This is a genomic window from Marinobacter halodurans (assembly GCF_004327985.1).
GTDB classification, from domain to species: domain Bacteria; phylum Pseudomonadota; class Gammaproteobacteria; order Pseudomonadales; family Oleiphilaceae; genus Marinobacter_A; species Marinobacter_A halodurans.
Window position 1 is genome coordinate 1 of sequence record NZ_SJDL01000015.1, and the last position, 25,431, is coordinate 25,431.

Genomic DNA, 25,431 nt, shown 5'->3' on the forward strand with positions numbered 1-25,431 from the left:
CTGTCTCTGGTCAGTTTGCTGGATACGATAAACCGGCTTCAGAGCCAATCATGAACCGCCGTGGTACGGAACCGTATGCCCGGTGGTGTGAGAGGACGGGGGAGGCAACTCCCCCTCCTACTCGATTCTACTGCATCCTGGGGCGTTCACGAATTGAATCAGCTTGGGCGTCACTATCCTGGGGCCCTTCTGGGCCCTCCGAAGCTAAAGCGTCGGCTACATTGAAGCAGCAACTCGAGCATGTAGCAGATGCTTTAGCTTCTGAGGCGCCGAAGGTGCCCATTTTTGGATATACGGCGTTGCCGACAGCCCCCTTCGAAGCCGAGGAAGTATTCCAAAAGTTGCCGGTTTGCACACGGATACTCCCTCTCCCCTTGAGGGAGAGGGTTGGGGAGAGGGGGCGCCGGCAGGCGCTCGTTATTTCAGGTTACCAATATGTCTTGCCAGACTCTCATCGCACCCCCTCTCTCCAAACCTCTCTCCCGCCCAGGGGAGAGAGGCTTCAAACCGCCACTACTTGCACACCCTCTCAGGCGACGTGAGCGACGGCGTCCGTTGGGCTTGGACTCAGAGAGCCTGATCGTCCGCCGTACCATAGGAATCATCCGGAACACCCTTCACCCAGACACAAAAAAGCCGGGCGAGGCGCGAAGGCCTGGCCCGGCGATCAAGTGCGATACGTCAGGCGATGGCGTAACCCATCACCAGGAAGGACGCAAACGCCAGGCTCGCGCCAATCATGGCGTACGGGATCTGTGTCAGACCGTGCTGCATCGGTGTGCACCCCGAACCGGTGGATGACAGCACCGTGGAGTCACTGAAGAAGCAGGCGTGGCTACCGAAAGCAGAGGCAGAGAGCAGGGCGCCCACGGTCAGCGGCATGGACATGTCCATGGCATGAGCCATCGGGATCACGATCGGCAGGGACACCACAAACACACCCCAGCTGGAACCCGTGGAGAATACAACGGCCGCCATGGTGGCGAAGACCAGGGCCGGCAGCAGTTCCGGTGACAGGTACGGGGTGATGGTGTCGATGATGTAGGTGGTCATGCCCAGCTCATCGTTGATGGCCTTGACCATGAACCCGGCGCATACGACGGCGATCGGATGCAGCATCACCTTGAAACCGTCCAGCATGGAATCGGTCAGCTCGCCAAACGTCATCAGACGCTGCCAGAAGTACAGCACCATGGTGAAGATGGACGCCACCAGGGCACCCAGCAGCAGATCGATGTCGTAGTAGACGCTGGCGATGATCAGCACGGCCATCGGCAGCAGGAAATTCATCAGGCCCACAGTCGTCGAAGTGCGACGGACGTTGCTGGTATCAAAACCCAGATCTTCAACGCCATCGGGAATCGGTTGGCCTTTACTGGCGCGTTCCTCGGCCTTCTTCATCGGGCCGAAGTCCTTGAGGATGCCCATGGCGACCAGGAAAACGACGATCAAAGCGGCCCAGCCGTAGGCCATGTAGGGAATCGATTCGATGTAGAGCGCCATGCCCTGGCCGTCGGCGGCGGCGCCGTTCTCTTCCAGCAGCGCGCCAAAGTAAACCGCCCAGGTGGAAATCGGAACCAGGATGCAGACCGGTGCGGCGGTGGAATCCACCAGGAACGCCAGTTTCTCACGGGAAATCTTGAAGCGGTCCGTCAGCGTCTTCATGGACGCGGACACCGCCAGGGAATTCAGGTAGTCGTCGATAAAGACCGCGAGGCCCAGGAATGACGTGGTCAGCATCGTGCCGCGTTTGGTCTTGATGCGCTTGGCCAGCATGTCGCCGAAACTCAGGACGCTGCCGCCGCGCTCCAGCATGTTGATCAGCCCACCCATCATGCCGCAGACCAGTACGATCCAGGCGATGGTCTCGTTCTGGACCACGTTCATGGACAATTCGCCCAGGCTGCTGAAAAGGTTGGTCGGGTCGATCAGGAGGGAACCGGCGATGATGCCGGCGAAGATGGATTCCAGGGGGCGCTTGGTCTTGACAGCAACGACGACGATCAACAGGGAGGGCAGCAGACTCAGCACACCGTACGCATCGCCCTCCCCATGCCAGGTCGACATGTAGGCAAAGGCTGCCAGTATCGCGCCGTAGCCCAGCATGGAATACAGGGCGCCCCGACCGGGATCGTCCCTCAGGCTTTGGTCCACTGCGGTGATCCCGCTATTTGTTCGAATTGTGTCGTCAGTCATCATATTACCCGTCTCTTGCTTTTTTATGGAATCGCGGTGAGAGCCATCACCGCGCTGTTGAGGGAGCTTTCGATCAACTCCTGAGGGCAATTCGATTTCACCGGGTCAGCACATTGGCGCCACGGTTGTTATTTTCAGTGGGGAAATCAAATGCCAAGCTGATCGCGCAGGTTGTAGTACCAGGCGCCCATGGCGGTCAGGGGGATCCGCATGGCCCGACCGCCGGGGAACGAGTACTGGGGCAGGCCGGCGAAAATATCGAACCGCTCCGCCTGGCCCTGGATCGCGTCACTGATCACCTTGCCCGCCAGGTGGGTGCAGGTGATGCCGTGGCCGCTGTAGCCTTGCGCGTAATAGACGTTGCTGCCGATGCGGCCGAACTGGGGCAGGCGCATCAGTGTCAGCAGGAAATTGCCGGTCCAGGCGTAATCCACGTTCACGCTCTTCAGCTCCGGGAACGTCTTGAGCATCTTCGGAACGATCAGGGATTCGACCTTGCCCGGCTCACGAGCGCCGTAGGTGACGCCGCCGCCGTAGATCAGCCGGCCATCGCCGGACAGGCGGAAATAATCGAGAAGGTAGTTGCAGTCCTCGACGCAGTTGTCATTCGGGAGCAGTCGCTTCTGGACGGCTTCCGGCAGCCGCTCCGTGGTGATGATCTGGGTGCCGCAGGGAATTGCCTTGGACTCCAGCTCGGGCAGCAGACCGTTGAGGTAGGCGTTGCCGGCCACCAGCACGTAGTCGGCTTCCACACTGCCTTCCTCGGTGTGCACCACCGGCTTGTCGCCCTCACGAATCCGCAGGGCCGGGGAGTTCTCGTAGATGGTGCCGCCGAGGGATTCGACGGCCGCCGCTTCGCCCAGTACCAGGTTCAACGGATGAAAATGCCCGCCGCTATGGTCGATCAGGCCGCCGGTGTAACGATCGGAGCCGATGTGCTCGCGAATGGCGTTCTGGTCCAGCAGTTCGAGTTGTTCGTGACCGTGGGTCTCCCACAGCTTTTTCTTTTCGACCAGTTCATCGAACTGTTTGCCATTGCAGGCCGCGAAAATACCGCCTTCTTTCAAGTCGCATTGAATGTTGTAGTCTTTGACGAAACGGCGCAGGATGCGGCCGCCCTCAAAAGCCATCTGGCCCATCTCGGCGCCGACTTTCTCGCCGTAATGGCGTTCGATGAAGTCGATATCGCGGCTGTAGCTGTTGACGATCTGACCGCCGTTACGGCCTGAGGCGCCGAAACCGATGCGGCTACCTTCCAGGACCACGACCTTGTAGCCCTTCTCGGCCATGTGCAGGGCGGTGGACATGCCGGTAAAACCGGCGCCGATGACGCAGATATCCGCCTTCACATGTCCCTGCAGGGTCGGACGCACGGTCTTGTCGTTCGCGGACGCCGCGTAATAGGAATGGGTATGAGACGTTGTTGGCACGGTGTTGCTCCCGAAACATCGATGTATCTTGGCCGGCTCCTTGGTTCGCCGGTTCAGTGTTGGCTTGGATACAACGTTACGGAGAAGTGACAAGGCCGTGATATACCCCCCAGGGTATATTTGGGAAGGGCAATGAATGCAGGGTTGAACCAGTGTGGTGCAGAGGCCGGCTTTTACACGCAAGAGCGGTGCGTGCAACGGTTTCCAGGTGCGCTGGGGGTTGAGCGACGGCTGTCGCAGGAGCTCGATCGTCGAGTGTGGCGGACCGCCAAAAAAACCGGCGCCGAAGCGCCGGCGGAGGGGATCAACTCAGGGCGGCGAACGTCTCTTCCAGGCGGTCCATGCCTTCGTCGATGATGTCATCGCTGATGGTCAGTGCCGGCAGGAAACGGATGACGTTGCCGCGGATACCGCACGACAGCAGGATCAGGCCGTGTTCCCGGGCCTTACCGATCAGCGCCCTGGTCAGTTCCGCGTCGGGCTTGCCGACGTCGCCGTCGATAACCAGCTCCATCGCGATCATGGCGCCCAGGTTACGGACATCGCCAATGCGCTGCGGGAAGCGGGACTGGAGCTGTTTCAGCCGCCCGGTCATGCGCTCGCCAATCTGCACCGCACGCCCGACCAGGTTCTCTTCCTCGATCACGTTGAGCACAGCCAGCCCCGCGGCACAGCCGATGGGGGAGCCCCCGTAGGTGCCGCCCAGGGCGCCCGGTCCCGGCTGATCCATGATGTGGGCCTTGCCGACAACCGCCGAGATTGGAAAACCGCCGGCAATGCCTTTGGCCATGGTCATCAGGTCCGGTTCGATGCCGGAGTATTCCGTAGCGAACAGGCGGCCGGTACGGGCAAATCCGGTCTGGATTTCGTCGGCAATCAGCAGGATGCCGTGCTGGTCACACAGGCTACGCAGCGCCTGCATGAAGGCCGCCGGCGCGGCATAGAAGCCACCTTCGCCCTGGACCGGCTCGATGATGATGGCGGCGACGCGGCCCGGTTCGATATCACAGGTGAAGAGATCGTCCAGCGCCGCCAGAGAATCCTCGACTGAAATGCCGTGGTAGGCGTTCGGGTAGGGCGCATGGAAGATCTCACCCGGGAAGGGTCCGAATCCGGTCTTATAGGGCTTGACCTTCCCGGTCAGCCCCATGGTCATGTTGGTCCGGCCATGGAAGCCGCCATTGAACGCAATGACGCCGGGCCGGCCGGTGTAGGAGCGCGCGATCTTGACGCAGTTCTCCACGGCCTCGGCGCCGGTGGTGACGAAAATGCTTTTCTTGGGCGTATCGCCGGGCGCGGCGGCATTCAGCTTCTCGGACAGGTCAACCGCCGATTCATACGGCGTTACCATCAGGCAGGTGTGGCTGAAGCGTTCCACCTGGGCCTGGACCGCGGCCTGGATCTTCGGGTGGTTATGCCCGGTGTTATTCACCGCGATACCCGCGCCGAAGTCGATATAGCGCTTGCCTTCGATATCCCAGATTTCGGCGTTGCGGGCCTTGTCGACGTAAACCGGGTGCAGGGCACCCTGACCCTGGGCCATGGCCTTCGCGCGACGGTCGTGGAGGGATTGATTGGACATGCTGTGTCTCCTCGTAGTAGCCGGGCTCAGCGAATGCCGCCCATGCACAGGTATTTGATTTCGACGAAGTCATCGATGCCGTAGCGGGAGCCCTCGCGGCCGATGCCGGATTCCTTGATACCGCCGAACGGTGCCAGTTCGGTGGAGATCAGGCCCTCATTGATGCCGACCATGCCGTATTCCAGCGCTTCGGCTACGCGCCAGGCCCGGCCGATGTCGCGGCTGTAGAAGTAGGCCGCCAGGCCGAATGGGGTGTTGTTGGCCAGGGCCACCGCCTCGTCTTCATCGGTGAAGCGGAAGACTGTCGCTACCGGGCCGAAGATTTCTTCCTGCGCAATCCGCATGGACGGCGTCACGCCGGTCATCACGGTAGGCGGGTAGAAATTCGGGTTATCCGGCGTATTGGCGTCCTGCTGGGTCATCTGCGCGCCAGCGGACAGGGCGTCGTCCACCAGGTCCCGGACCTTGGCAACGGCCTTGTCGTTGATCAGCGGACCAATGGTGACCCCGTCACCGAAACCATCGCCGGCCTTAAGCTCACGAACGGCCGCATTGAGCTTTTCGACGAACACGTCATGGATGCCGTCCTGGACCAGGATGCGGTTGGTGCATACGCAGGTCTGCCCGGCGTTACGGAATTTGGAGGTGATCAGGCCCGCCACCGCCGCGTCGGCATCGGCGTCGTCGAACACAATGAAGGGTGCGTTGCCGCCCAACTCCAGGGAGACTTTCTTGACCGTGTCGGCACATTGGCGCATCAACAGTTTGCCCACCGGTGTCGAGCCCGTGAAAGACAGCTTGCGGACGCGGGAGTCCTCGCACAGCACCCGACCAACTTCCGGCGCCTGCAGCGTCGGCACCACATTGATCACACCCGCCGGAATACCCGCCTGACGGCTCAGCTCGGCCAGCGCCAGAGCGCTCAACGGCGTGTCTTCACCGGGTTTGATCACAACGGTGCAGCCGGCTGCCAAGGCCGGTGCCACCTTGCGGGTGATCATGGCGATCGGAAAGTTCCAGGGCGTGATGGCCGCCACAATGCCGATCGGTTGCTTGAGGGTCACCAGGCGCTTGTCGTTGCCGTGGGCTGGGATCACGTCACCGTAGAGGCGCTTGGCTTCCTCGGCGAACCACTCGACGAAGGACGCGCCATAGGCGACTTCGCCGTGGGCCTCGGCCAACGGCTTGCCCTGCTCGGTGGTCATGATGCGGGCCAAGTCGTCCTGGTGCGCCATGATCAGGTCGTACCACCGGCGCAAATACACGGCGCGCTGTTTGGCCGTCAGTGCCTGCCACGGCTTGAGGGCCGATTCGGCCGCATCGATGGCGGTGGCCGTTTCCCCGGCACCAAGGTCCGGCACGGCGGCAATCCTGTGGCCATTGCTGGGGTTGAAGACCGGGAACGTGTGGCCCCGGACTGCATCAACCCATTGGCCGTTGATGTAAGCCTGCTCGCGGAACAGGTCCGGATGATCCAGTGTCAGTGTCATAACGGCATCCCATCGGGTTGGCGAGCGGGCTACGCTCGCAGGTTTGTGGCTATGACGGGATAGTAATCGGGCTCTTTTGTGTGATAAATGAGGATGTTTCCATGTATGCGTTGAGAGAGATCAAACAATGAAGAAGGACCTCAAGGTCAGGCTTGGTCAGGTCGGGGACTACGAGATCCGGCTGCTCAAGGTGTTTGAGGCGGTGGTCGAGTGTGGTGGGTTCGCCGCAGCGGAAAGTGAGCTGAGCATTGGCCGGTCCACCATCAGCATTCACATCGCCAACCTTGAGGAGCGGTTGGACCTCAAACTGTGTCGGCGCGGTCGGGGTGGCTTTTCGCTGACGGAGGAGGGGGTCGAGGTCTACGAACTGATGAAAGGCCTGTTCTCCGCGCTCGAAGGTTTCCGCTCCGGCGTCAACGCGCTGCACGTCAGGCTGACGGGGGAGTTGCGGGTTATAGCCAGCGACGCCGTCTGTATCGACCCGCAGCTACGCCTGCCGGAGACGATTGCCCGATTTTCCGGGATTGCGCCGGACGTCAACGTCCTGCTGGACGTCAAGGCACTCAACGACATCGAACGCATGGTCCTGAACGACGAGGCGGATATCGGTTTCATTCCGTTGCACCGGCAACTGTCCGGCCTGGATTACCAGGCGCTTTACGTCGATCAGTGCCACCTCTACTGCAGTCGGTCCCATCCGCTGTTCAATGCGGAACCTTCACGTGATCTGCTGGACAAGGTACTCGCCAGCAAGGTGGTGCATGCCGGCATTCACACCAACCCGGAAGTCGGGGCGCAGCTGGCGGACATGAACAAGGCCGCGATCTCCTATTTCTACGAAGCACGTCTGGCGATGATCCTTTCCGGCGCCTACATCGGTTTCATGCCTGACAGCTATGTTGAACGCCAGGTGGCCGACGGCGAGCTGAAGGCCCTGGTGCCGGACACCAGACACTATGCGCTGGAGGTCACGGCCATAACCCGGGCCCATGGCCGGGCAAACCGGGCCCGCGACCTGTTTATGGAGCTGCTGTCCGAACATTGAGTTGACGGTCTCGTCGGAAAACGTAGAGCAGGTTGTCGACCCTTTCTGGATTTCAGGTCCGCATTAAGCGTTCCAGAACGATATCGGGAATGTCATCGGGGAGGAATTGCAGAAGATGTTGTATGATGTATGATGAAATTCGAAGGAGAGCAGATCCGCAAGCGTGGACTGAACTTCGCCGCGACGCCGGCCAATGACCTGATGATGTATGGGGGGTCGCGGTTGAGGTAATCATTGTATGATGTATTACATGGTGATCGGGCGCGACCCACGCATGAGGCAGGGTGGCCGGACCCGATGACGACAGCTTAAGGAATCAGGAAATGACACTTTCAGTTGAAAACATTCGCCAGTCCCTGAGCGACGGCCTGCTTTCGTTCCCGATTACGGACATGGATGCCGACGGACGCTTCAATGTCGAGACCTATCGCCAGCGCATCGAGCGCTTCGTGGAGCAGGGGGTCTCAAGCGTGTTCGTCGCGGGCGGTACCGGCGAGTTTTTCTCGCTGTCACTGGATGAATACCGCGAGATCGTCAAGGCAGCCGTTGACGTGGTCGATGGCCGGGTGCCGGTGATCGCCTCCGCCGGCCGCAGCATCCCTGACGCCCAGGCCTATTGCCGGGCCGCTGAGGAAGCTGGCTGCGACGGCATCCTGCTGATGCCGCCGTACCTGACCGAATGCCCGACGGACGGGATCGTCGAGTACGCCAAAGCCGTGATCAACAGCACCTCGCTTCAGGTCATCTACTACAACCGTGCCAACGGCATACTCGATGCCGAGAGCGTCAAGGCGCTGGCGGCGGCCTGTCCCAACCTGATCGGTCTCAAGGACGGCGTCGGCAACATCGCCGTGCTGAACGACACCATCAAGACGGTGGGCGATCGCCTGGTCTACATCGGCGGCGTGCCGACGGCCGAGATCTTCGCCGAGGCCTATATTTCCATCGGCGTGAACACCTACTCGTCAGCGGTCTTCAACTTCATGCCGGAAATGGCCATGAAGTTCTACAGCGCGCTGCGGGGCGGCGACCGGGCCACGGTAACCGCCATCATCCGGGAATTCTTCGTGCCGTTCTGCCGCCTGCGGGATCGCAAGAAGGGCTATGCGGTCAGCCTGATCAAGGCGGGCGCCGACATCATCGGGCAACCAGCCGGTGATGTGCGTGCGCCGCTGACGATGCCGTCACCGGCCGATCGCGAGGCATTGGCTGCCATCATTGCCCACAACCGCTGAGGGGCCTTGCAGGCTACGGGGCAGGCGAACCATTGCCCGTCTGCCTGCCCGGTTCATGAACAAGGTAGAACGATGTTCACAACAATCAAAACGATGTCGGTGGTGCCGGTTGCGGGCTACGACGGCTTCCTGCTGAACCTCAGCGGCGGTCATGCGCCCTGGTTTATCCGGACGGTCGTCATCCTCGAGGACAACGACGGCAACGTCGGCCTGGGCGAGATCCCGGCCACCCAGGCCATTATCGATACCCTGGAGACATGCCGGGAACTGGTGGAGGGCCAGTCTGTCGGTCGTTACAAGGCGATCATCAGCCGGGTGCGCGACGCCATTTCCGGCCAGAAGGACGACGTGCGCGGCAACCAGACGTTCGACCTGCGCATTGCGGTCCATGTGATCACCGGCATCGAGTCGGCATTGCTGGATCTGGCGGGCCAGAACATGGGACTGCCGGTTGTCGAACTGCTGGGCCAGTATGGCCGCCAGCGCGACGAGATCGAAGCCCTGGGTTACCTGTTCCTGCTGGGCGACCCGGACAAGACCGACCTGCCGTACCCGCGCGCCGAGTCCCCGCAGGACGATTGGGACCTTGTGCGCACCCGCGAGGCACTGACGCCGGAAGCGGTGGCCAATCTGGCCCGGGCGGCCTATCAGCGCTACGGCTTCCGTGACTTCAAACTGAAGGGCGGTGTCCTCGACGGGCGCCAGGAAGCGGAGTGCATCGCCGCACTTTACGACGTGTTCCCGGACGCCCGCCTGACGCTGGACCCCAACGGTGCCTGGACCCTCAGGCAGGCGGTGGAATACCTGACGCCCATCAGGCACATGCTCAGCTACGCCGAGGATCCCTGTGGTGCCGAGGGCGCCTGGTCCGGCCGTGAGACCATGAGCGAATTCCGGCGCCGCACCGGTCTGCGTACCGCCACCAACATGATCGCCACCGACTGGCAGCAGTTGCGCAATGCGGTGCGTCTGGATTCGGTGGACATCCCGCTGGCGGACTGCCACTTCTGGACCATGCAGGGCGCCGTGGCCGTCGGCGAGCTGTGTAACGAGTGGGGCATGACCTGGGGTTCCCACTCCAACAACCACTTTGACATCTCACTGGCGATGATGACCCACGTGGCAGCGGCCTGCCCGGGCGAGATCACCGCCATCGATACCCACTGGATCTGGCAGGACGGCCAGCGCATTACCCGCGATCCGCTGAAGATCCGCGACGGCAAGCTGGCCGTGCCCACCCAGCCGGGCCTGGGTGTCGAACTGGACCGGGAAAAACTGGAACAAGGCCATGCGTTATTCAAGTCCCTGAGCCTGGGTCAGCGGGACGACGCCATGGCCATGCAGTACCTGATTCCCGGTTGGACGTTCGACCCCAAGCGCCCTGCGCTTGTTCGTTGATCCGCTCTTGGGATAATGTAACCCGGCCGATCTGGATTGATGATGGACACAACAAAAATGGCAAAAACGGTCACCACCGGTAGTACGTTCAAGGTTGAACCCGTCAAACGCACGGGTAGCCTGGGTACGCATGTTGCGAGTCAACTGGAGCAGATGATCACCCAGGGAAAGATCCCCGTCGGTGAGAAGCTGCCGACCGAGGGCAAGCTGTGCGACATGTTCGAAGTCAGCCGCACCGTGGTCCGTGAAGCCATTACCCAGCTCAAGTCGCTGGGTCTGGTGGAAACGCGCCGGGGTGTGGGTACGACCGTACTGCGCAACCAGCCCGCCGAAACCCTGTTTGCCTACACCATCAATCCTACGGCCGTTGAGGACATCCTGAACATCCTGGAATTGCGTCTGAGTGTCGAGACGCAGGCGGCGGAATTCGCCGCGGTACGCCGGGACGATCGGGACCTCGAACAGCTCGAGCAGTGCCTGGATCGCTTTGACCAGGCGCTGGAGAAAGGCGAGCTGGCGCGGGACGAGGACCTGGCCTTCCACCTCGGAATCGCCAGCGCCACCAAGAACCCGTTCTTCCGCCAGTTCTACGAGCAGTTCAACAAGAACATCATCCCAAGAGCCAAGATCGTCAACACCAGTCTCGATCACCCGGCCACCGAGCAGTACCTGGACCGGGTCCGGCAAGAGCATCGCGAGATCTTCGAAGCCATCAAATCGAGACAGCCCGAAGCGGCCAGGAAGGCGATGCACACGCACCTCTACCGTGCCTATCACCTGTACGAGAAGTACCGGACCAACAAGGCATTCGAGTGATCCCGAAGCCTGCCGTACCGGTCTGCCTGCGCCTTCTGGCCTGAATGAACGCCGCTCCGGATTCCCCGGGGCGCGGACACTCGTGAACGGAGAGACAGATGACTATCCTTGGCGAAATGCTTATCGGCGCACGCGCCGTGAAAGGCACCAACGGGCCGATCCAGGCCATCAATCCGGCCACCAACGAGGCCCTCGAACCGGTATTCGCCGGTGGCACCGAGGCCGACGTCGGCAGCGCGGCCGAGCTGGCGTGGAAGGCGTTTGCCGGCTACCGCGAAACGGCACCGGAAGTCCGGGCCAGGTTCCTTGAAGCCTGCGCCGACGCAATCCAGGCGCTGGGTGACGAGCTGATCGAACGGGCCGTTGCCGAAAGCGGGCTGCCGCGGGCGCGCATCGAAGGCGAACGCGGCCGCACCATGGGGCAGCTCCGGCTATTTGCCCAGGTCGTGCGCGCCGGCAATTACCTGGATGCCCGCATCGACCCGGCCATGCCGGATCGCCAGCCCGTGCCTCGTGCCGACCTGCGCATGCGCAACATTGCGCTGGGCCCGGTGGCCGTGTTCGGCGCCAGCAACTTCCCGCTGGCGTTTTCCGTGGCCGGTGGCGATACCGCGTCCGCGCTGGCCGCCGGCTGCCCGGTCATCGTCAAGGCGCACTCGGCTCATCCTGGCACCTCTGAACTGGTCGGCCGGGCCATCCAGAAAGCCGTGGCCGATTGCGGGCTGCACGAAGGCGTCTTCTCGCTGCTCTTTGGTGCCGGTAATGGGGTGGGGCAGGCGCTGGTCGCGCATCCGCGCATCAAGGCGGTTGGCTTCACCGGTTCGCGCGCCGGCGGCACGGCCCTGGTCAACATCGCCGCCAACCGGCCGGAACCGATTCCCGTCTACGCGGAAATGAGCAGCATCAACCCGGTTTTCCTGATGCCCGAAGCGATGAAGGCCCGTGGCGATGCCATTGCCGAAGGCTTTGTCGGCTCGTTGCTGATGGGGGCCGGTCAGTTCTGTACCAATCCCGGGCTGGTGTTCGCGGTTGAAGGCGACGACCTGGACCGCTTCCTGGAGGTGGCTGGTAGCAAGCTGTCTGAAACCGGCACCCAGACCATGCTCACGCCGGGCATCCATGACGCCTATAACCGCGGTGTGGATCAACTCGAAGGCAACAGCCGCGTGCGCGAAGTGTCGCGTGGACAGGGCAGCGACCAGCCCAACCAGTGCCAGGCGGGCCTGTTCGTCACCACAGCTGACGATTTCATTGCCGACGAGTCCCTGTCCGCCGAAGTGTTTGGCTCGTCTTCCCTGGTGGTGACCTGCAAGAGCGTCGACGACTTTGCCCGGGTGGCCGAACACCTGGAAGGCCAGTTGACGGCCACGCTGCAACTGGATGAAGGCGATCACCAGGCCGCGCGCAATCTGTTGCCGGTGCTGGAGACCAAAGCCGGACGTATTCTCTGCAACGGTTATCCAACCGGCGTCGAGGTCTGTCACTCCATGGTTCACGGTGGTCCTTATCCCGCCACGTCCGACAGCCGCACCACATCCGTGGGTTCCGCGGCCATCCTGCGGTTTATCCGGCCGGTCTGCTACCAGGACCTGCCGCAGGCGCTGATGCCGGATGCCCTGAAAGACGCCAACCCGCTGTCGATCCGGCGTCTGGTGGATGGTCAGGATCAGCGCTAGGGCTGATCGGTTCCTCTCCTTTGCCCCGCGTGAGCGGGGCCTTTCTGACATGGGCAGACGCCATGACCGGACAACACGTTCTCGTGGTCGGCGCTATCGGGCGTCTTCAAATGGACGAGCTCGAAACCCGCTATACGCTGCATCGGCTGGATCAGGCCGGGGACCCCGAAACCCTGTTGAGCGAAGTGGGTGACCGTATTCGCGTGGTGCTGACCAGCAACGGCGTGGGGTTCCCGGAGGATCTGCTGGCCCGCCTTCCCAACCTGGAACTGGTGTCGTCCCAGGGCGTGGGGACCGATGGCCTGTGCGTGGACGCCTGCAGGGTCCGCGGGGTCGCTGTGGCCAACACCCCGGATGTCCTCAACGATGACGTCGCCGATATGGCGATGATGCTGGTCCTGGCCACCGTCCGTCGGCTGGTCGCCGGCGATCGCTGGGTCCGGGACGGGCGTTGGGAACGCGAGGGTATGATGCCGCTCAACCGGTGTATCCACGGTAAGGTACTGGGCATCGCCGGATTGGGGCGCATAGGTAAGGCCATTGCCCGGCGGGCGGAAGCGTTCGGCCTGGAGATTGCCTACTTTGGACGCCGGCAACAGCCGGATGTCCATTACCGCTGGTGCGATAGCCTGGAGGGCCTGGCCCGGGATTCAGACATCCTTCTGCTGGCGCTACCGGGTGGCGACGCGACCCGGGGCGTGGTCGACGAAGCGGTCCTCAATGCACTGGGGCCGGACGGATACCTGATCAATATCGGCCGGGGATCGGTGGTGGACGAGGCCTGTCTGGTGGACTTCCTGGAGCAGGGCAAGCTGGCCGGAGCCGGGCTCGACGTCTTTGCCCATGAGCCTCGAGTCCCGGAGGCGCTCAAGGCCATGGAGCAGGTGGTCCTCCAGCCTCATTGCGCCAGTGGTACCGTTGAAACCCGTGATGCCATGGCTCAACTTGTCGCCGACAACATCGTCGCGCATTTCGAGGGCCGACCGCTGTTGTCACCCGTGTAAGCCTGGAAACCAACACGGGCGGTCTTACCAAGGGCCGAACGGTTGGGATATCGACCGTCTCCAGGACCAGGTGGCGCGTCTTTATGCGGGTCTTCCTGCCGGTTCCTCGATGGTCTCGGGTCCCGCTGCCTGGGCCTGTTTGGGGGGAATGAAGCTCATCGCCCGTTCCGCCAGTGCGGTGATGGTCAGACTGGGGTTGACCCCCAGGTTGGCAGACAGCATCGAGCCATCCACCACATACAGGTTCCTGTAATTGAACACCCGGTTCTGCGCGTCGATCACGCCTTTGTCCGGGCTGTCCGCCATGGCGCAGCCACCCATGCAGTGAGCCGTCATCGGGACGTTGAAGGTGATTTCCGAGAAGGAGCTTAATCCGACGCCGCCGGTGGCTTCCGCCGCTTTACGGGTAAAGGCGTTGGCCTCCGGGATAAAGGTCGGGATGCGATCGCCGTGGCTGGTGAGTGTCTTGGTGAAGGGCCAGTACCAGGGCCGTTTCCAGCGCATGTTGATGTGGCCCTCGATGGTCTGCATCACCAGGAAAATCACCGTCTCCCGTGAGAAACGCCAGGGCAGCAGGCTGCGGAATCCGGCCACGGGCCGTCTCGCCAGCAGGCGCAGCACCGCCCCGAGCCAGTAGAGGATGCGAACGGGTCCGGGCCGGCCGCCGGTCAGTACGGTCAGCAGGCTGCTCAACAGATTGGAACCGTCCGGATAGCGCACCGCCTCGATGTGGGTGTGCTGGTCGATATAGATGCCGGACCCGATGGCGATGCCTTTGGACAGGTCCTCTTTACATCCCGGGTAGCGCACGCCGAGGATCGATTCGGAGTTGGTCCGGACGCGGTTGCCCAGGTCGTCGGAAATGTTGGGCAGTGATCCCTTGTCCTTGAGCTTGAACAGCAGTTCCTGGGTGCCCAGGGACGAGCCGGACACGATGACCCGCTGCGCCGTGATGCGAGTCTCCGGTTTGTGGCCGCGGGCGAAGGTCGGCACCGTGATCACCTCGTACCCGTCCGCGCCGTCCGTGCTGCCCAGGGGCCTGATGTCGATCGCCCGGGTTTCCGCACGCACTTCCGCGCCCCGGCGCTCGGCCAGGTAGAGGTAGTTCTTGTCCAGGGTGTTCTTGGCGTTGTAGGGACAGCCCACCATGCAGCCGCCACAGGCAATGCACGAATTGCGGGCTGGGCCTTCGCCGTCGAAGTAGGGATCCGGGTATTCGGTGCCCTGGGCGTCTTCGTCGTTCCCGAAGAACACGCCCACATCGGTGTAGTAGAACGTGTCCTCCACACCGGCGACCCGGGCCATCTCCCTGAGTTTCTCGTCTGCCAGGGCCGGGCGCCGGTTGCGGGTGACCCCCAGCATCTGTTTCGCCTTGGCGTAGTGCTCGGGCATCACCTCTTCCCAGTTGTCGAGACCGGCCCAGTTGCCTTCGCGCCAGACCGAATCCGGCGGCACCAGCAACGTCTGGGCATAGGTGATCGAGCCGCCACCGACGGCGTTACCGTGCAGGATCATCACGTGGCGGAACAGCCGCAGGCTGAGAAAACCCCTTAGGCCCGCGACCGGCCGCCACAGGTAGTCCCAGAACTTCCAGTTGGTCCGGGGCAGGTTGTCCGGCGTCCAGCGCCGGCCCTGTTCCACCACCAGGACCCGGTAGCCCTTTTCCGTCAGGCGGCACGCGCTGACGCTGCCCCCGAAACCGGAACCAATGATGATGAAGTCGTAGTCGTCGTTATTATCCATGTTTCTCTCACCACTCTGTCAGGGGCTTGCCGGGGTGGGGCGGGGCTGCAGCTCGTAATCCTGCAGGTCCAGTTTGCTGGTCATCAGGCGATAGCTGAACGTAAAACCGGGCCAGTTGTTGGTGTTCCTGCCGGATGCCGTCTTGTACCAGGAGTCGCATCCAGCCTCCCAGACGCTGTGTTTCAGGGCTCTCTGTAGACCGTCACTGTATTCCCGCTGGCGCTGGGGCTTGACGTCCATGAAGTGTAAACCCGGATCCTCCAGCATGCGCACGCACTGCATCACATAACGGATCTGGGACTCGAGCATGAACACGATGGAGCTGTGCGCGAGGTTGGTGTTGGGGCCGTACAGCATGAACAGGTTGGGGAAGCCGGCCACGCTGATGCCCTTGTAGGCTTCCGCGCCATCCCGCCAGGCGTCGTTCAGGTCCAGGCCCTCCAGGCCGGTGATGGTCATGGGGGTCAGGAAATCCGTTGCCTTGAAGCCGGTACCGAAGATGATGGCATCGACCGGATGCCGGGTGCCGTCCACCGTGGCCACCGCGTCGGGTTGGATGTGGTCGATGGCCTCCGTGATCAGCTCAAGGTGGTCCTGGTCCACCGCCGGGTACCAGTCGTTGGAGATCAGGATTCGTTTACAGCCAATCGGATAGTCTGGGATCAGCTTCTCCCGCTTCCGGGGATCGCGTACGTGGCGACGTACTTCGCGCCGGGCGAGCCATTTGAACGCGTTCAACAGGAAGCCGAACCGGATAAAGCCGATGGCACGGCTCTCGTTGCGCCAGTAGATCAGGTTGCGGTAGGCCCGGTCGACAAGAGGGAAGGTGCCAAACAGCCACTGTTCCAGGCCGGTGAACGGCCGGTCAGGCTTTGGCAGCACCCAGGCGCCGGAGCGCTGGAACAGCTTCAGGGACGATACCCTGGGCACGATCTGTGGGACGAACTGGATGGCGCTGGCGCCGGTTCCGATGACGGCCACGGGTTTACCGGTCAGATCGTAACCGTGGTCCCAGCGTGCCGAATGAAAGGCGGTGCCCTGGAAGGCATCGATACCCGGGATGTTCGGTATCGCAGGCTGGTTCAACTGGCCGCAGGCAGTGATGAGCACGCGCGCTTCGATCGATTCGCCCTGGGCTGTGGTGACCGACCAGGTTCCGGAGGTCCTGTCGAACCGGGCGGCGGTCACTTCGGTATTGAAACGGATGTGGTCGCGCAAACCGTACTTGCCTGCGCAGTGTTCGAGATAGGCCCGGATCTCCGGCTGCAGGCCGAACTTGCGGCTCCAGTCGCTCTTGGGCTCGAAGGAAAACGAGTAGAGGTGGGACTGCACGTCGCAGGCGGCGCCGGGGTAGGTGTTGTCCCGCCAGGTGCCGCCGACACTGCTCGCCTTTTCCAGCAGGGTAAAGTTGTCGATACCGGCTTTCCTGAGCTGTATGGCCATGCCCAGTCCCCCGAAGCCCGCACCGATGATCATGATATGCGGCGTTGCTTCGCCCATGCGCATCATTCCCCGTTTTTATTGTTTGATCCTGCAATCGTAGGCGGGTTTCCATTGGCTGACGATGGTGCAAGAGGCCATAGAATCCTTCTTTTGGGACATACCGCGTGTCGTCTCGTCCCGAAGGCCTGTGGATGCCCCTTCCTGGCGCAACGCGGTGAAGCGGACCGGGCGCTGGAACGCCGGGGGAGTGGGGCGAAGGAAGGCAGCCCGGAGTGGTTCGACGGCGTGGCACCGATTCGCTCTGTGGACGACTGTCTGGAAGGCGGTCTGGTCGGCTACCCTGTATGGAACCGTTGAACCGGCGTCGGTGACGACGATCAGTCCTTCACGTTCTCCATGACGACGAAGGTACTGGTTTGCAGCACGTGGGGCAGGGCGGAGATCTGTTCACCCAACACCTGGCGGTACTCGGCCATGTCCCGGGTGCGAATCTTCAACAGGTAGTCAAAATTACCGGCGATCATATGGCACTGCTCAACCGCCGACATCTGCCGGATGGCCTCGTTGAATGCGGCCAGGGATTTGCTGCTGGTGTCGCTCAGGGTGACCTGCGCGAAAGCGATGTGGCTCTGCCCCAGCTTGGTCTGGTTGATCATGGCCGTATAGCCGGTGATGTAGCCCTGCTCCTCCAGGCGCCGCATGCGCACCTGGCAGGGCGTCTTGGACAGGCCGACCCGCGAGGCCAGCTCAGTGACGGTAATGCGGGCGTTCTTCTGCAGTTCGCGCATGATGGAGTGGTCGATTCTGTCCAGTTCGCCCATGTTGGTTCGTCCCGGTGAGATTTATGGCTATTGTGTGAGCCAAATATAATCAAACCGGCTGCCCATTAAAACTAAATGGGTAAAGCGACTTCGATGGATTGCCTATACTGTGGCAACAAATACACTGGCTTTCGCCGGAGAGACCTGATGACAGATAGCCGCCCACCGTCCCCGAATACTCTGCTCGAACAACTTGCCGCCGCCATGGAAGACGACCGCCAGGACGCCGAAGGCTGGGCCCGGCTGAGGCAGATGGTCTCAGGCATGATGGCGCAGACGCGCTCCTGGGACGATGAGTTCCGCAAGGGGGTAATCGACGCTTTTGGCGAAGTGTTGGGGGCCGTCAACAGTAAACTCTATGCCAACGCCTTTCCCCCGGGGTATCGGGCCCGGTTTTCCAGTGCAACGGCAGTCCGGGATATCGCTGAACTCCAGTCCATCGCGGTCAGCGCGGATGTGCCGATGCATTTCCACACCGATCGGGAACAGGATGGCAATACGCTGTCGTTCAAGCTCTACAGCAGCGGCAAGCCGGTGATCCTGTCGGATGTCGTGCCGCTGCTGGAAAACCTGGGCATGCGTGTCCTGGACGAGCATCCGTATGTGATCGAACGCAGTGACGGCAAGATCTTTGGCATCAGTGACTTTACCGTGGAGGTGCTGGGTGAACAGGGAACTGCCGGCAGCGACACCACAAAGGCGTTGTTGCAGGAGGCGTTCCGCGAAATATGGAACGGCTTTGCCGAGAACGATACCTTCAACCGCCTGATCCTCGTCGCCGGCCTGGGCTGGCGGGAAGTGGTCGTCCTGCGGGCCTATGCCCGGTACATCAAGCAGTTGCGCTTTGGGTTCAGTCAGCAATTCCTGGCAGAGACCCTGGCCAAACACCGGGATCTTACCGCGCAGTTGATCGAGCTGTTCCGGGTACGGTTCCAGCCGGACAGCGCCGCCCGCAAGCGCCGCAAACAGGAAGCCGATGTGGAGAAGGCAATCCTGACCGCGCTGGAGGGTGTCGAGAGCCTGGATGACGACCGCATCCTGCGGCGGTTCTACGTGCTGATCAAAGCCACTTCAAGGACCAACTTCTTCCAGCAGGAGGATGGGCAGGCCAAACCCTATGTCTCCTTCAAGATCGATCCGCAGATGATCCCGGACATTCCCAGGCCGTGTCCGCGGTTCGAGATTTTCGTCTACTCGCCGCGCGTCGAAGGGGTCCATCTGCGGGCCGGGCCGGTTGCCCGCGGTGGTCTGCGCTGGTCGGACCGGGCGGAAGACTATCGCACCGAAATCCTCGGGTTGATGAAAGCCCAGCAGGTAAAGAATTCGGTCATTGTCCCGGTCGGTGCCAAGGGCGGGTTTATCGTCAAGCAGCCGCCGGCGGACCCGTCGCGGGCGGCGCTCCAGGAAGAGGGCATCGCCTGCTACCAGACCTTCATCCGCGGCCTGCTGGATCTGACGGATAATCTGGACGGCGGCGTCATCGTGCCGCCGAAAGCGCTGGTCCGTCACGATGACGATGACCCCTACCTGGTCGTCGCGGCGGATAAGGGTACCGCGACCTTCTCGGACATTGCCAACCGGCTGGCCGGTGACTACGGGTTCTGGCTCGGGGATGCCTTCGCCTCGGGCGGCAGTGAGGGCTATGACCACAAGAAGATGGGGATTACCGCCCGTGGCGCCTGGGAATCGGTGAAACGGCACTTCCTGGAGAAGGGCATCGACACGCAGTCCGATCCCTTCACGGTGGTGGGTATCGGCGACATGGGCGGCGATGTCTTCGGCAACGGCATGCTGTTGTCCGATCAGATCCGGCTGGTCGGTGCGTTCAATCACCTGCATATCCTTGTCGATCCGAAACCCGATGCGGCCGTCGCTTTTGCCGAACGTCAACGGCTGTTCGAGCTGCCGGGGTCCAGTTGGGCCGACTACGATGCTTCGAAGATCAGTGCGGGTGGAGGCGTCTTCCCGCGATCGATGAAATCCATTCCCGTCACCAAGCAAATGGCCAGGGCGCTGGGCATCAAGACCGGCCGCCTGACGCCGAACGAACTGATCAGCGCGCTCCTGAAGGCACCGGTAGACATGATCTGGAATGGCGGTATCGGTACCTACGCCAAGGCGCCCGGCGAGTCTCACGAAGAGGTCGGGGACAAGGCCAACGACCCGGTGCGAGTCGACAGCAACCAGTTACGCTGTCGGGTGCTGGGCGAGGGCGGTAACCTGGGCTTTACCCAGCGGGCACGCATCGACTTCGCACGCCGGGGCGGGGCGGCGAATACCGATTTTATCGACAATGCCGGTGGCGTTGACTGCTCCGACCACGAAGTGAACATGAAAATCCTGCTCAACACGCAGGTGCGCGACGGCGCGCTGACCCGGGAGCAGCGTAACCGCATGCTCCGGGAGATGACGCCGGAAGTGGCGCAACTGGTGCTGAAGAACAACTATCGCCAGGCCATGGCGCTCAGCATTGCCGATGCGGGAGGTATGGCCGGGCTGGATGAATGTGAGCGTCTGATCCGGCGCCTGGAATCCGACGGCCAACTCGATCGGGCGCTTGAATTCCTCCCGGACGAGGAGACCCTGCAGGAGCGGCGCGAACGCGGGACCGGTCTGACGCGGCCCGAACTGGCGGTGTTGATCTCCTACGCCAAACTGGAACTGGAGCAATCGCTGCAGGCGTCACCGCGGGTGCTGGATGACCGCTTCTCGGATGCGCTGTTCAGCGCGTTTCCCGCCTCCATGCGCGACGCCTTCCCGGATGCCATCCGGAACCACCCGCTGCGTGCGGATATTACGGCAACCCAGCTTGCCAATGACCTGGTCAACCGCATGGGCATCACCTGGATCGATCGTATACGGCATGCCGCCCGCGCCGACGTCGACGAGGTGGTGATCGCTTACCGCATCGCCATGCGCATCTACGGGGTCGATGCCCAGTGGGCCGCGGTGGAGCAACTGGATGGCCGGATTCGTTCCGGCGTGCAGCTGGAGCTGTTCCGGGACCTGATCCGCCTGATCACCCGCAGTGCCACCTGGATCCTGCGCAACCGGCCCGAAGGCCTGGATGCGGCCGCCTGCCAGGCCCGCTACTCACCGCTACTGGCCGAGGTGGTGACCTCGGTGGAGGCGTTGCAGGCGGTGATTCCGGAAAGTCGATGGAAAGAACGCTATGCTTATTATGTAGACAATGCCGTCCCCGACAGCCTGGCTGCCATCTGCGCGTCGATCGAGAGTCGCTACTGGTTGCTGGATATCATCGAGGTGGCGCGACAGTTCGACCAGCCTCTGACTGCCGTTGCAGAAGTCTATTTCTCACTGGGTGAGGGCCTGAAACTGACCTGGCTGGACCGCCAGATGCGGGCTTTCCGTGCCAAGGGGCACTGGCAGTCGCTTGCTACCAGTCATTACCGGGACGAGCTGGATTATCAGTTGCGTAACCTGACCGCCAGTGTGTTCCGCTCAAATGACCATGCGGGAACACCTCAACAGCTGCTCGACGTCTGGCACACCGTAAAACGAACCCAGATACAACGCTGGCAACAGATGCAGGCGGACATGCAGGCGACGGAAATTATTGATTGTGCAGTCTTTTCTGTCGCGCATGGTGTCCTGAGGGAACTGGGCAGCGAGGTGGCCTGACCAAGCTTTAGGCATGGAAAGATTTTAGGTAAAGGTCAAATTTCCTTTTTTTAACGCTTTGGAAAGAAAAGCGGCGGAAATGGAATTGCCAAAAAAGACAAACCGTCGTATGCAAATGGTTTTAATAGGAAAAATAACTTCGCCTCTCTCGGTAGAATGCAGCCAGAGACGAACAAAGATGAGGTGACAGCTATGAAACCGCAGCAATCAACGACTCCTACGCTGACTGAGAGCCGGCAGGCAATCCGCGATGACTACCTGGCCGATGAGTACAAAGTGATTCGCGAGCTGATTGCTGGTGCGCAGCTGTCCAGCGCCGAGCGCGAGGCCATTTCTGCCCGTGCCGCCGATCTGGTACGTGACGTTCGCAGCAACGCCCGGCCGACCATCATGGAGAAGTTCCTGGCGGAATACGGGCTGACCACGAAAGAGGGGGTGGCCCTGATGTGCCTGGCCGAGGCCCTCCTGCGGGTGCCGGACAACACGACGATCCACGCTCTCATTGAAGACAAGATCACCTCGGGCAACTGGGGCGCCCATGTGGGTAAGGCGGCATCCGGGCTGATCAATTCCACGACGCTGGCCCTGCTGATGACCAGCAACCTGCTCAAGGATTCCGAGCGCCAGACGGTGGGCGAAACCTTGCGCAAGCTGGTCAAGCGCATGGGCGAGCCGGTTGTGCGCACCGTTGCGGGCCAGGCGATGAAGGAAATGGGCCGTCAGTTCGTTCTGGGCCGCGACATCGAGGAGGCCCAGGACAACGGCAAGAGCTACATGGCCCGCGGCTATACCTATTCCTATGACATGCTGGGGGAGGCGGCCCGTACCGACGCTGATGCGGTTCGTTACTACAACGCCTATTCCAACGCCATCGACGCCATCGCCAGGAACTGCAAGGGCGACGTGCGTACCAATCCCGGCATTTCCGTCAAGCTGTCCGCGCTGCTGGCCCGTTACGAATATGGCCAGAAAGAGCGTGTCATGAACGAGCTGATGCCCCGCGCCCTGGAACTGGCCAAGAAGGCGGCCAAGGCCAATATGGGCTTCAATATAGATGCCGAGGAGGCGGATCGCCTGGACCTGTCCCTGGACGTGATCGAAGCCATCCTGGCCGATCCCGAACTGGCCGGCTGGGACGGATTCGGTGTGGTGGTGCAGGCCTTCGGCAAGCGCGCGTCTCACGTACTGGATTGGCTCTACGCGCTTTCCGCCAAGCTGGACCGCCGTATCATGGTGCGTCTGGTCAAGGGCGCCTATTGGGATGCCGAGATCAAGCGCGCCCAGGTGATGGGCCTGAGCGGTTTCCCGGTCTTTACCCGCAAGGCCTGCAGTGACGTATCCTACTTGGCTTGTGCCAAGCAACTGCTGGGCATGACCGACCGTATCTACCCGCAGTTCGCCACCCACAACGCCCACTCGGTGTCGGCGGTACTGGAACTGGCCAGGAATGTCGACCGCGAGCGCTTCGAATTCCAGCGCCTGCACGGCATGGGTGAATCCCTGCACGACCAGGTACTGAAGGACAGCGGCGTCCCGTGCCGTATCTACGCGCCGGTCGGCGCCCACCAGGACCTGCTGGCGTACCTGGTGCGTCGCCTGCTGGAAAACGGGGCCAACAGCTCCTTCGTGAACCAGATCGTCGATACCCGGATCACCCCGGAAGAGATCGCCAGGGACCCGATCGATATCGTCGAGTCCATGGGTGAGAACATTTCCAGCAAGGCGATCGTGCGCCCGGCGGACCTATTCGGTAAACAGCGCCGCAACTCCAAGGGCTGGGACATCACCGATCCGGTCACCATCGAGGAGATCGAGCAGGGCCGGGGTGCCTTCAAGACCCATCGCTGGAAGGGCGGTCCGATCACCGCCGGCGAGGCGGTCGGCGCCGAAGTCCAGGTGGTTCGCAACCCGGCGGATCCGGAAGACCTGGTGGGCCACATCACCTATTCCTCGGATGCCGATGTGGAAGTGGCGATCAATGCGTCACAGGACGGCTTTAACAGCTGGTCGGCGAAATCCGTGGAAGAGCGTGCCGCCTGCGTGCGCAAGGTCGGCGATCTCTACGAGGAGCACGCCTACGAGCTGTTTGCGCTGACCACGCGGGAAGCCGGCAAGTCCCTGCTGGACGCGGTGGCCGAAATCCGCGAGGCGGTGGACTTCTGCCAGTTCTACGCCAACGAGGCGATTCGCTACAAGGACGACGGTGACGCCCGCGGCACCATGGTCTGTATTTCACCCTGGAACTTCCCGCTGGCGATCTTTACCGGGCAGATCATGGCGGCAGTTGCGGCGGGCAACGCCGTTCTCGCCAAGCCGGCTGAAAGCACGTCACTGCTGGCTCACCGGGCGGTCCAGTTGATGCATGACGCGGGGATCCCGAAAGACGTGGTCCAGCTGCTGCCGGGTACGGGCGCTACCGTGGGCGGCGCCCTGACCTCCGATTCGCGTATCGCCGGCGTATGCTTCACGGGCTCTACCGCGACGGCCCAGAACATCAATCGCAAGATGGCCGAGAACATGGCTCCGGATGCCACGCTGATCGCCGAAACCGGCGGTCTGAATGCCATGATCGTCGACTCGACGGCACTGCCGGAGCAGGTGGTGCGCGACGTGCTGGCATCGTCTTTCCAGAGTGCCGGTCAGCGCTGTTCGGCCCTGCGCATGCTCTATGTGCAGGAAGACATTGCCGACCACCTGCTGGAAATGCTCTATGGCGCCATGGAAGAACTGGGCATCGGCGATCCGTGGCTGCTGTCCACCGATGTGGGCCCGGTCATCGATGATAACGCCCACAGGAAGATCACCGACTACTGTGTGAAGTACGACCGGAAGGGCCAGCTGCTGAAGACGATGAGCGTGCCCGAGAAGGGCCGCTTCGTCTCCCCGGCCGTGATCAGGGTCAGCGGGATCGAGGAGATGGAAGAGGAAATCTTCGGCCCGGTCCTGCACGTAGCCACCTTCCAGGCGAAGGACATCGACAAGGTGGTGGATGCGGTCAATGCCAAGGGCTATGGCCTGACCTTTGGCATCCACAGCCGTGTGGATCGCCGGGTTGAGCGCATCGCCAGCCGGATCAAGGTGGGCAACACCTACGTCAACCGCAACCAGATTGGCGCCATCGTCGGCTCCCAGCCGTTCGGCGGCGAGGGCCTGTCCGGTACCGGTCCGAAGGCGGGTGGTCCGCACTATGTGCGTCGCTTCCTGAAGAACGAGAAAGTCGAGAAGCCCGTCGACGGCAGTGCCAAGCGTGTCGACGCCAAAGGTCTGCAGAAGCTGATCGATCAGGTGGCGGGCCGGGCGGCACCTAAGCCCAAGGGGCGTGAAGAACTGCTCAAGCCGATCTTCGGTGACGTGCCGGCGCCCCTGGATGGTCATTCCGAAGATCTGCCGGGACCGACCGGTGAGCTGAACCGGCTGACCGACTATGCCCGTGGCGTGATCCTGTGCCTGGGACCGGATAGCGAGTCGGCCCTGAAGCAGGCGGGTGTGGCCCTGTCCCAGGGCAACCAGGTCGTGGTGGTGGCGCCCGACGTCGAGAAGACCGTGGCTGAATCCGCCAAGGCGGGGCTGCCGATCGTCGGTGTGAACGGCATGCTGGAAGCGGAGGCGCTGGCCAGGGCCAACGGGTTTGACGCGGTCGTCAGTGTCGCAGAAACGGCGGTCCTGCGTGATTATCGCCTGGCTCTGGCCCAGCGTGATGGGGTGCTGATCCCGCTGGTCACCGAGCAGAACCTGGACCAGCGTTTCGTGCTCGAACGTCACCTGTGTGTGGATACCACCGCAGCCGGCGGTAACGCCAGTCTGATTGCAGCCTCCGAGTAGGGCCGCGCCGGCAGGGAGAGTCGCGCGTATTTCGGAAAGATTTGCGTTGAGTGGCCTTGGGCCGATCAGCATGCCCGGTGGTTTGCCG

General features: G+C 62.1%; 16 protein-coding genes. 9 read left to right on the forward strand and 7 right to left on the reverse strand.

The window, feature by feature from the left end; genetic code table 11:
- Positions 1-681: 681 nt before the first annotated feature.
- The 4 genes from EZI54_RS11015 to EZI54_RS11030 all read right to left on the reverse strand — a co-directional run bounded on the left by EZI54_RS11015 (position 682) and on the right by EZI54_RS11030 (position 6,698).
- On the reverse strand, positions 682-2,154 hold the full coding sequence (locus tag EZI54_RS11015; protein ID WP_242674425.1) for a Na+/H+ antiporter NhaC family protein: 1,473 nt from the start codon (positions 2,152-2,154) through the stop codon (positions 682-684).
- A 188-nt stretch (positions 2,155-2,342) separates the two neighbouring features.
- Entirely contained in the window at positions 2,343-3,626 is a 1,284-nt protein-coding gene (locus EZI54_RS11020; protein ID WP_131481925.1) for an NAD(P)/FAD-dependent oxidoreductase, read from the reverse strand.
- Positions 3,627-3,930: 304 nt separating this feature from the next.
- Positions 3,931-5,208 carry a 4-aminobutyrate--2-oxoglutarate transaminase gene (gene gabT / locus EZI54_RS11025; protein ID WP_131481927.1) on the reverse strand — a complete coding sequence of 426 codons (1,278 nt, stop codon included), beginning with the start codon at positions 5,206-5,208 and terminating at the stop codon, positions 3,931-3,933.
- A 26-nt stretch (positions 5,209-5,234) separates the two neighbouring features.
- Complete coding sequence (locus EZI54_RS11030) at positions 5,235-6,698, reverse strand: NAD-dependent succinate-semialdehyde dehydrogenase (protein WP_131481929.1); 1,464 nt, start codon at positions 6,696-6,698, stop codon at positions 5,235-5,237.
- A gap of 127 nt (positions 6,699-6,825) precedes the next feature.
- Between EZI54_RS11030 and EZI54_RS11035 the strand changes: the two genes are divergently transcribed.
- The 6 genes from EZI54_RS11035 (at position 6,826) to EZI54_RS11060 (ending at position 13,872) form a co-directional block, all read left to right on the forward strand.
- Entirely contained in the window at positions 6,826-7,743 is a 918-nt protein-coding gene (locus tag EZI54_RS11035; RefSeq protein WP_131481931.1) for a LysR family transcriptional regulator, read from the forward strand.
- Positions 7,744-8,066: 323 nt separating this feature from the next.
- Positions 8,067-8,978, forward strand: coding sequence for a 5-dehydro-4-deoxyglucarate dehydratase (kdgD, locus tag EZI54_RS11040; protein ID WP_131481933.1), 912 nt, complete (start codon positions 8,067-8,069; stop codon positions 8,976-8,978).
- Between the two features lie 72 nt (positions 8,979-9,050).
- A complete protein-coding gene (locus tag EZI54_RS11045; RefSeq protein ID WP_131481935.1) occupies positions 9,051-10,376 on the forward strand; it encodes an enolase C-terminal domain-like protein in 1,326 nt (441 codons plus the stop codon).
- Between the two features lie 57 nt (positions 10,377-10,433).
- Entirely contained in the window at positions 10,434-11,192 is a 759-nt protein-coding gene (locus EZI54_RS11050) for a FadR/GntR family transcriptional regulator (RefSeq protein WP_131481937.1), read from the forward strand.
- Positions 11,193-11,290: 98 nt separating this feature from the next.
- Positions 11,291-12,868, forward strand: coding sequence for an aldehyde dehydrogenase (NADP(+)) (locus EZI54_RS11055; RefSeq protein WP_131481939.1), 1,578 nt, complete (start codon positions 11,291-11,293; stop codon positions 12,866-12,868).
- 62 nt (positions 12,869-12,930) lie between these two features.
- Positions 12,931-13,872 (forward strand): 2-hydroxyacid dehydrogenase, encoded by a 942-nt coding sequence (locus EZI54_RS11060; RefSeq protein WP_131481941.1) that lies wholly within the window; start codon positions 12,931-12,933, stop codon positions 13,870-13,872.
- Positions 13,873-13,953: 81 nt separating this feature from the next.
- On the opposite strand, the gene EZI54_RS11065 is transcribed toward EZI54_RS11060, so the two are convergent.
- Complete coding sequence (locus tag EZI54_RS11065) at positions 13,954-15,615, reverse strand: GMC oxidoreductase (protein WP_131481943.1); 1,662 nt, start codon at positions 15,613-15,615, stop codon at positions 13,954-13,956.
- Positions 15,616-15,633: 18 nt separating this feature from the next.
- A complete protein-coding gene (locus tag EZI54_RS11070; protein ID WP_131481945.1) occupies positions 15,634-17,115 on the reverse strand; it encodes a flavin-containing monooxygenase in 1,482 nt (493 codons plus the stop codon).
- A gap of 93 nt (positions 17,116-17,208) precedes the next feature.
- On the opposite strand from EZI54_RS11070, the gene EZI54_RS11075 reads away from it, so the two are divergent.
- The gene (locus EZI54_RS11075) at positions 17,209-17,415 is read left to right on the forward strand and encodes a hypothetical protein (protein WP_131481947.1); all 207 of its coding nucleotides are present in this window, start codon (positions 17,209-17,211) and stop codon (positions 17,413-17,415) included.
- 20 nt (positions 17,416-17,435) lie between these two features.
- Here EZI54_RS11075 and EZI54_RS11080 read toward each other — a convergent pair whose 3' ends face one another.
- Entirely contained in the window at positions 17,436-17,879 is a 444-nt protein-coding gene (locus EZI54_RS11080) for an Lrp/AsnC ligand binding domain-containing protein (protein WP_131481949.1), read from the reverse strand.
- A gap of 147 nt (positions 17,880-18,026) precedes the next feature.
- On the opposite strand from EZI54_RS11080, the gene EZI54_RS11085 reads away from it, so the two are divergent.
- Both EZI54_RS11085 and putA read left to right on the forward strand, forming a co-directional pair.
- Positions 18,027-21,521, forward strand: a complete 3,495-nt coding sequence (locus EZI54_RS11085; RefSeq protein WP_131481951.1) for an NAD-glutamate dehydrogenase — start codon at positions 18,027-18,029, stop codon at positions 21,519-21,521.
- Positions 21,522-21,713: 192 nt separating this feature from the next.
- Positions 21,714-25,343, forward strand: coding sequence for a bifunctional proline dehydrogenase/L-glutamate gamma-semialdehyde dehydrogenase PutA (putA, locus tag EZI54_RS11090; protein ID WP_131481953.1), 3,630 nt, complete (start codon positions 21,714-21,716; stop codon positions 25,341-25,343).
- Positions 25,344-25,431 lie beyond the last annotated feature (88 nt).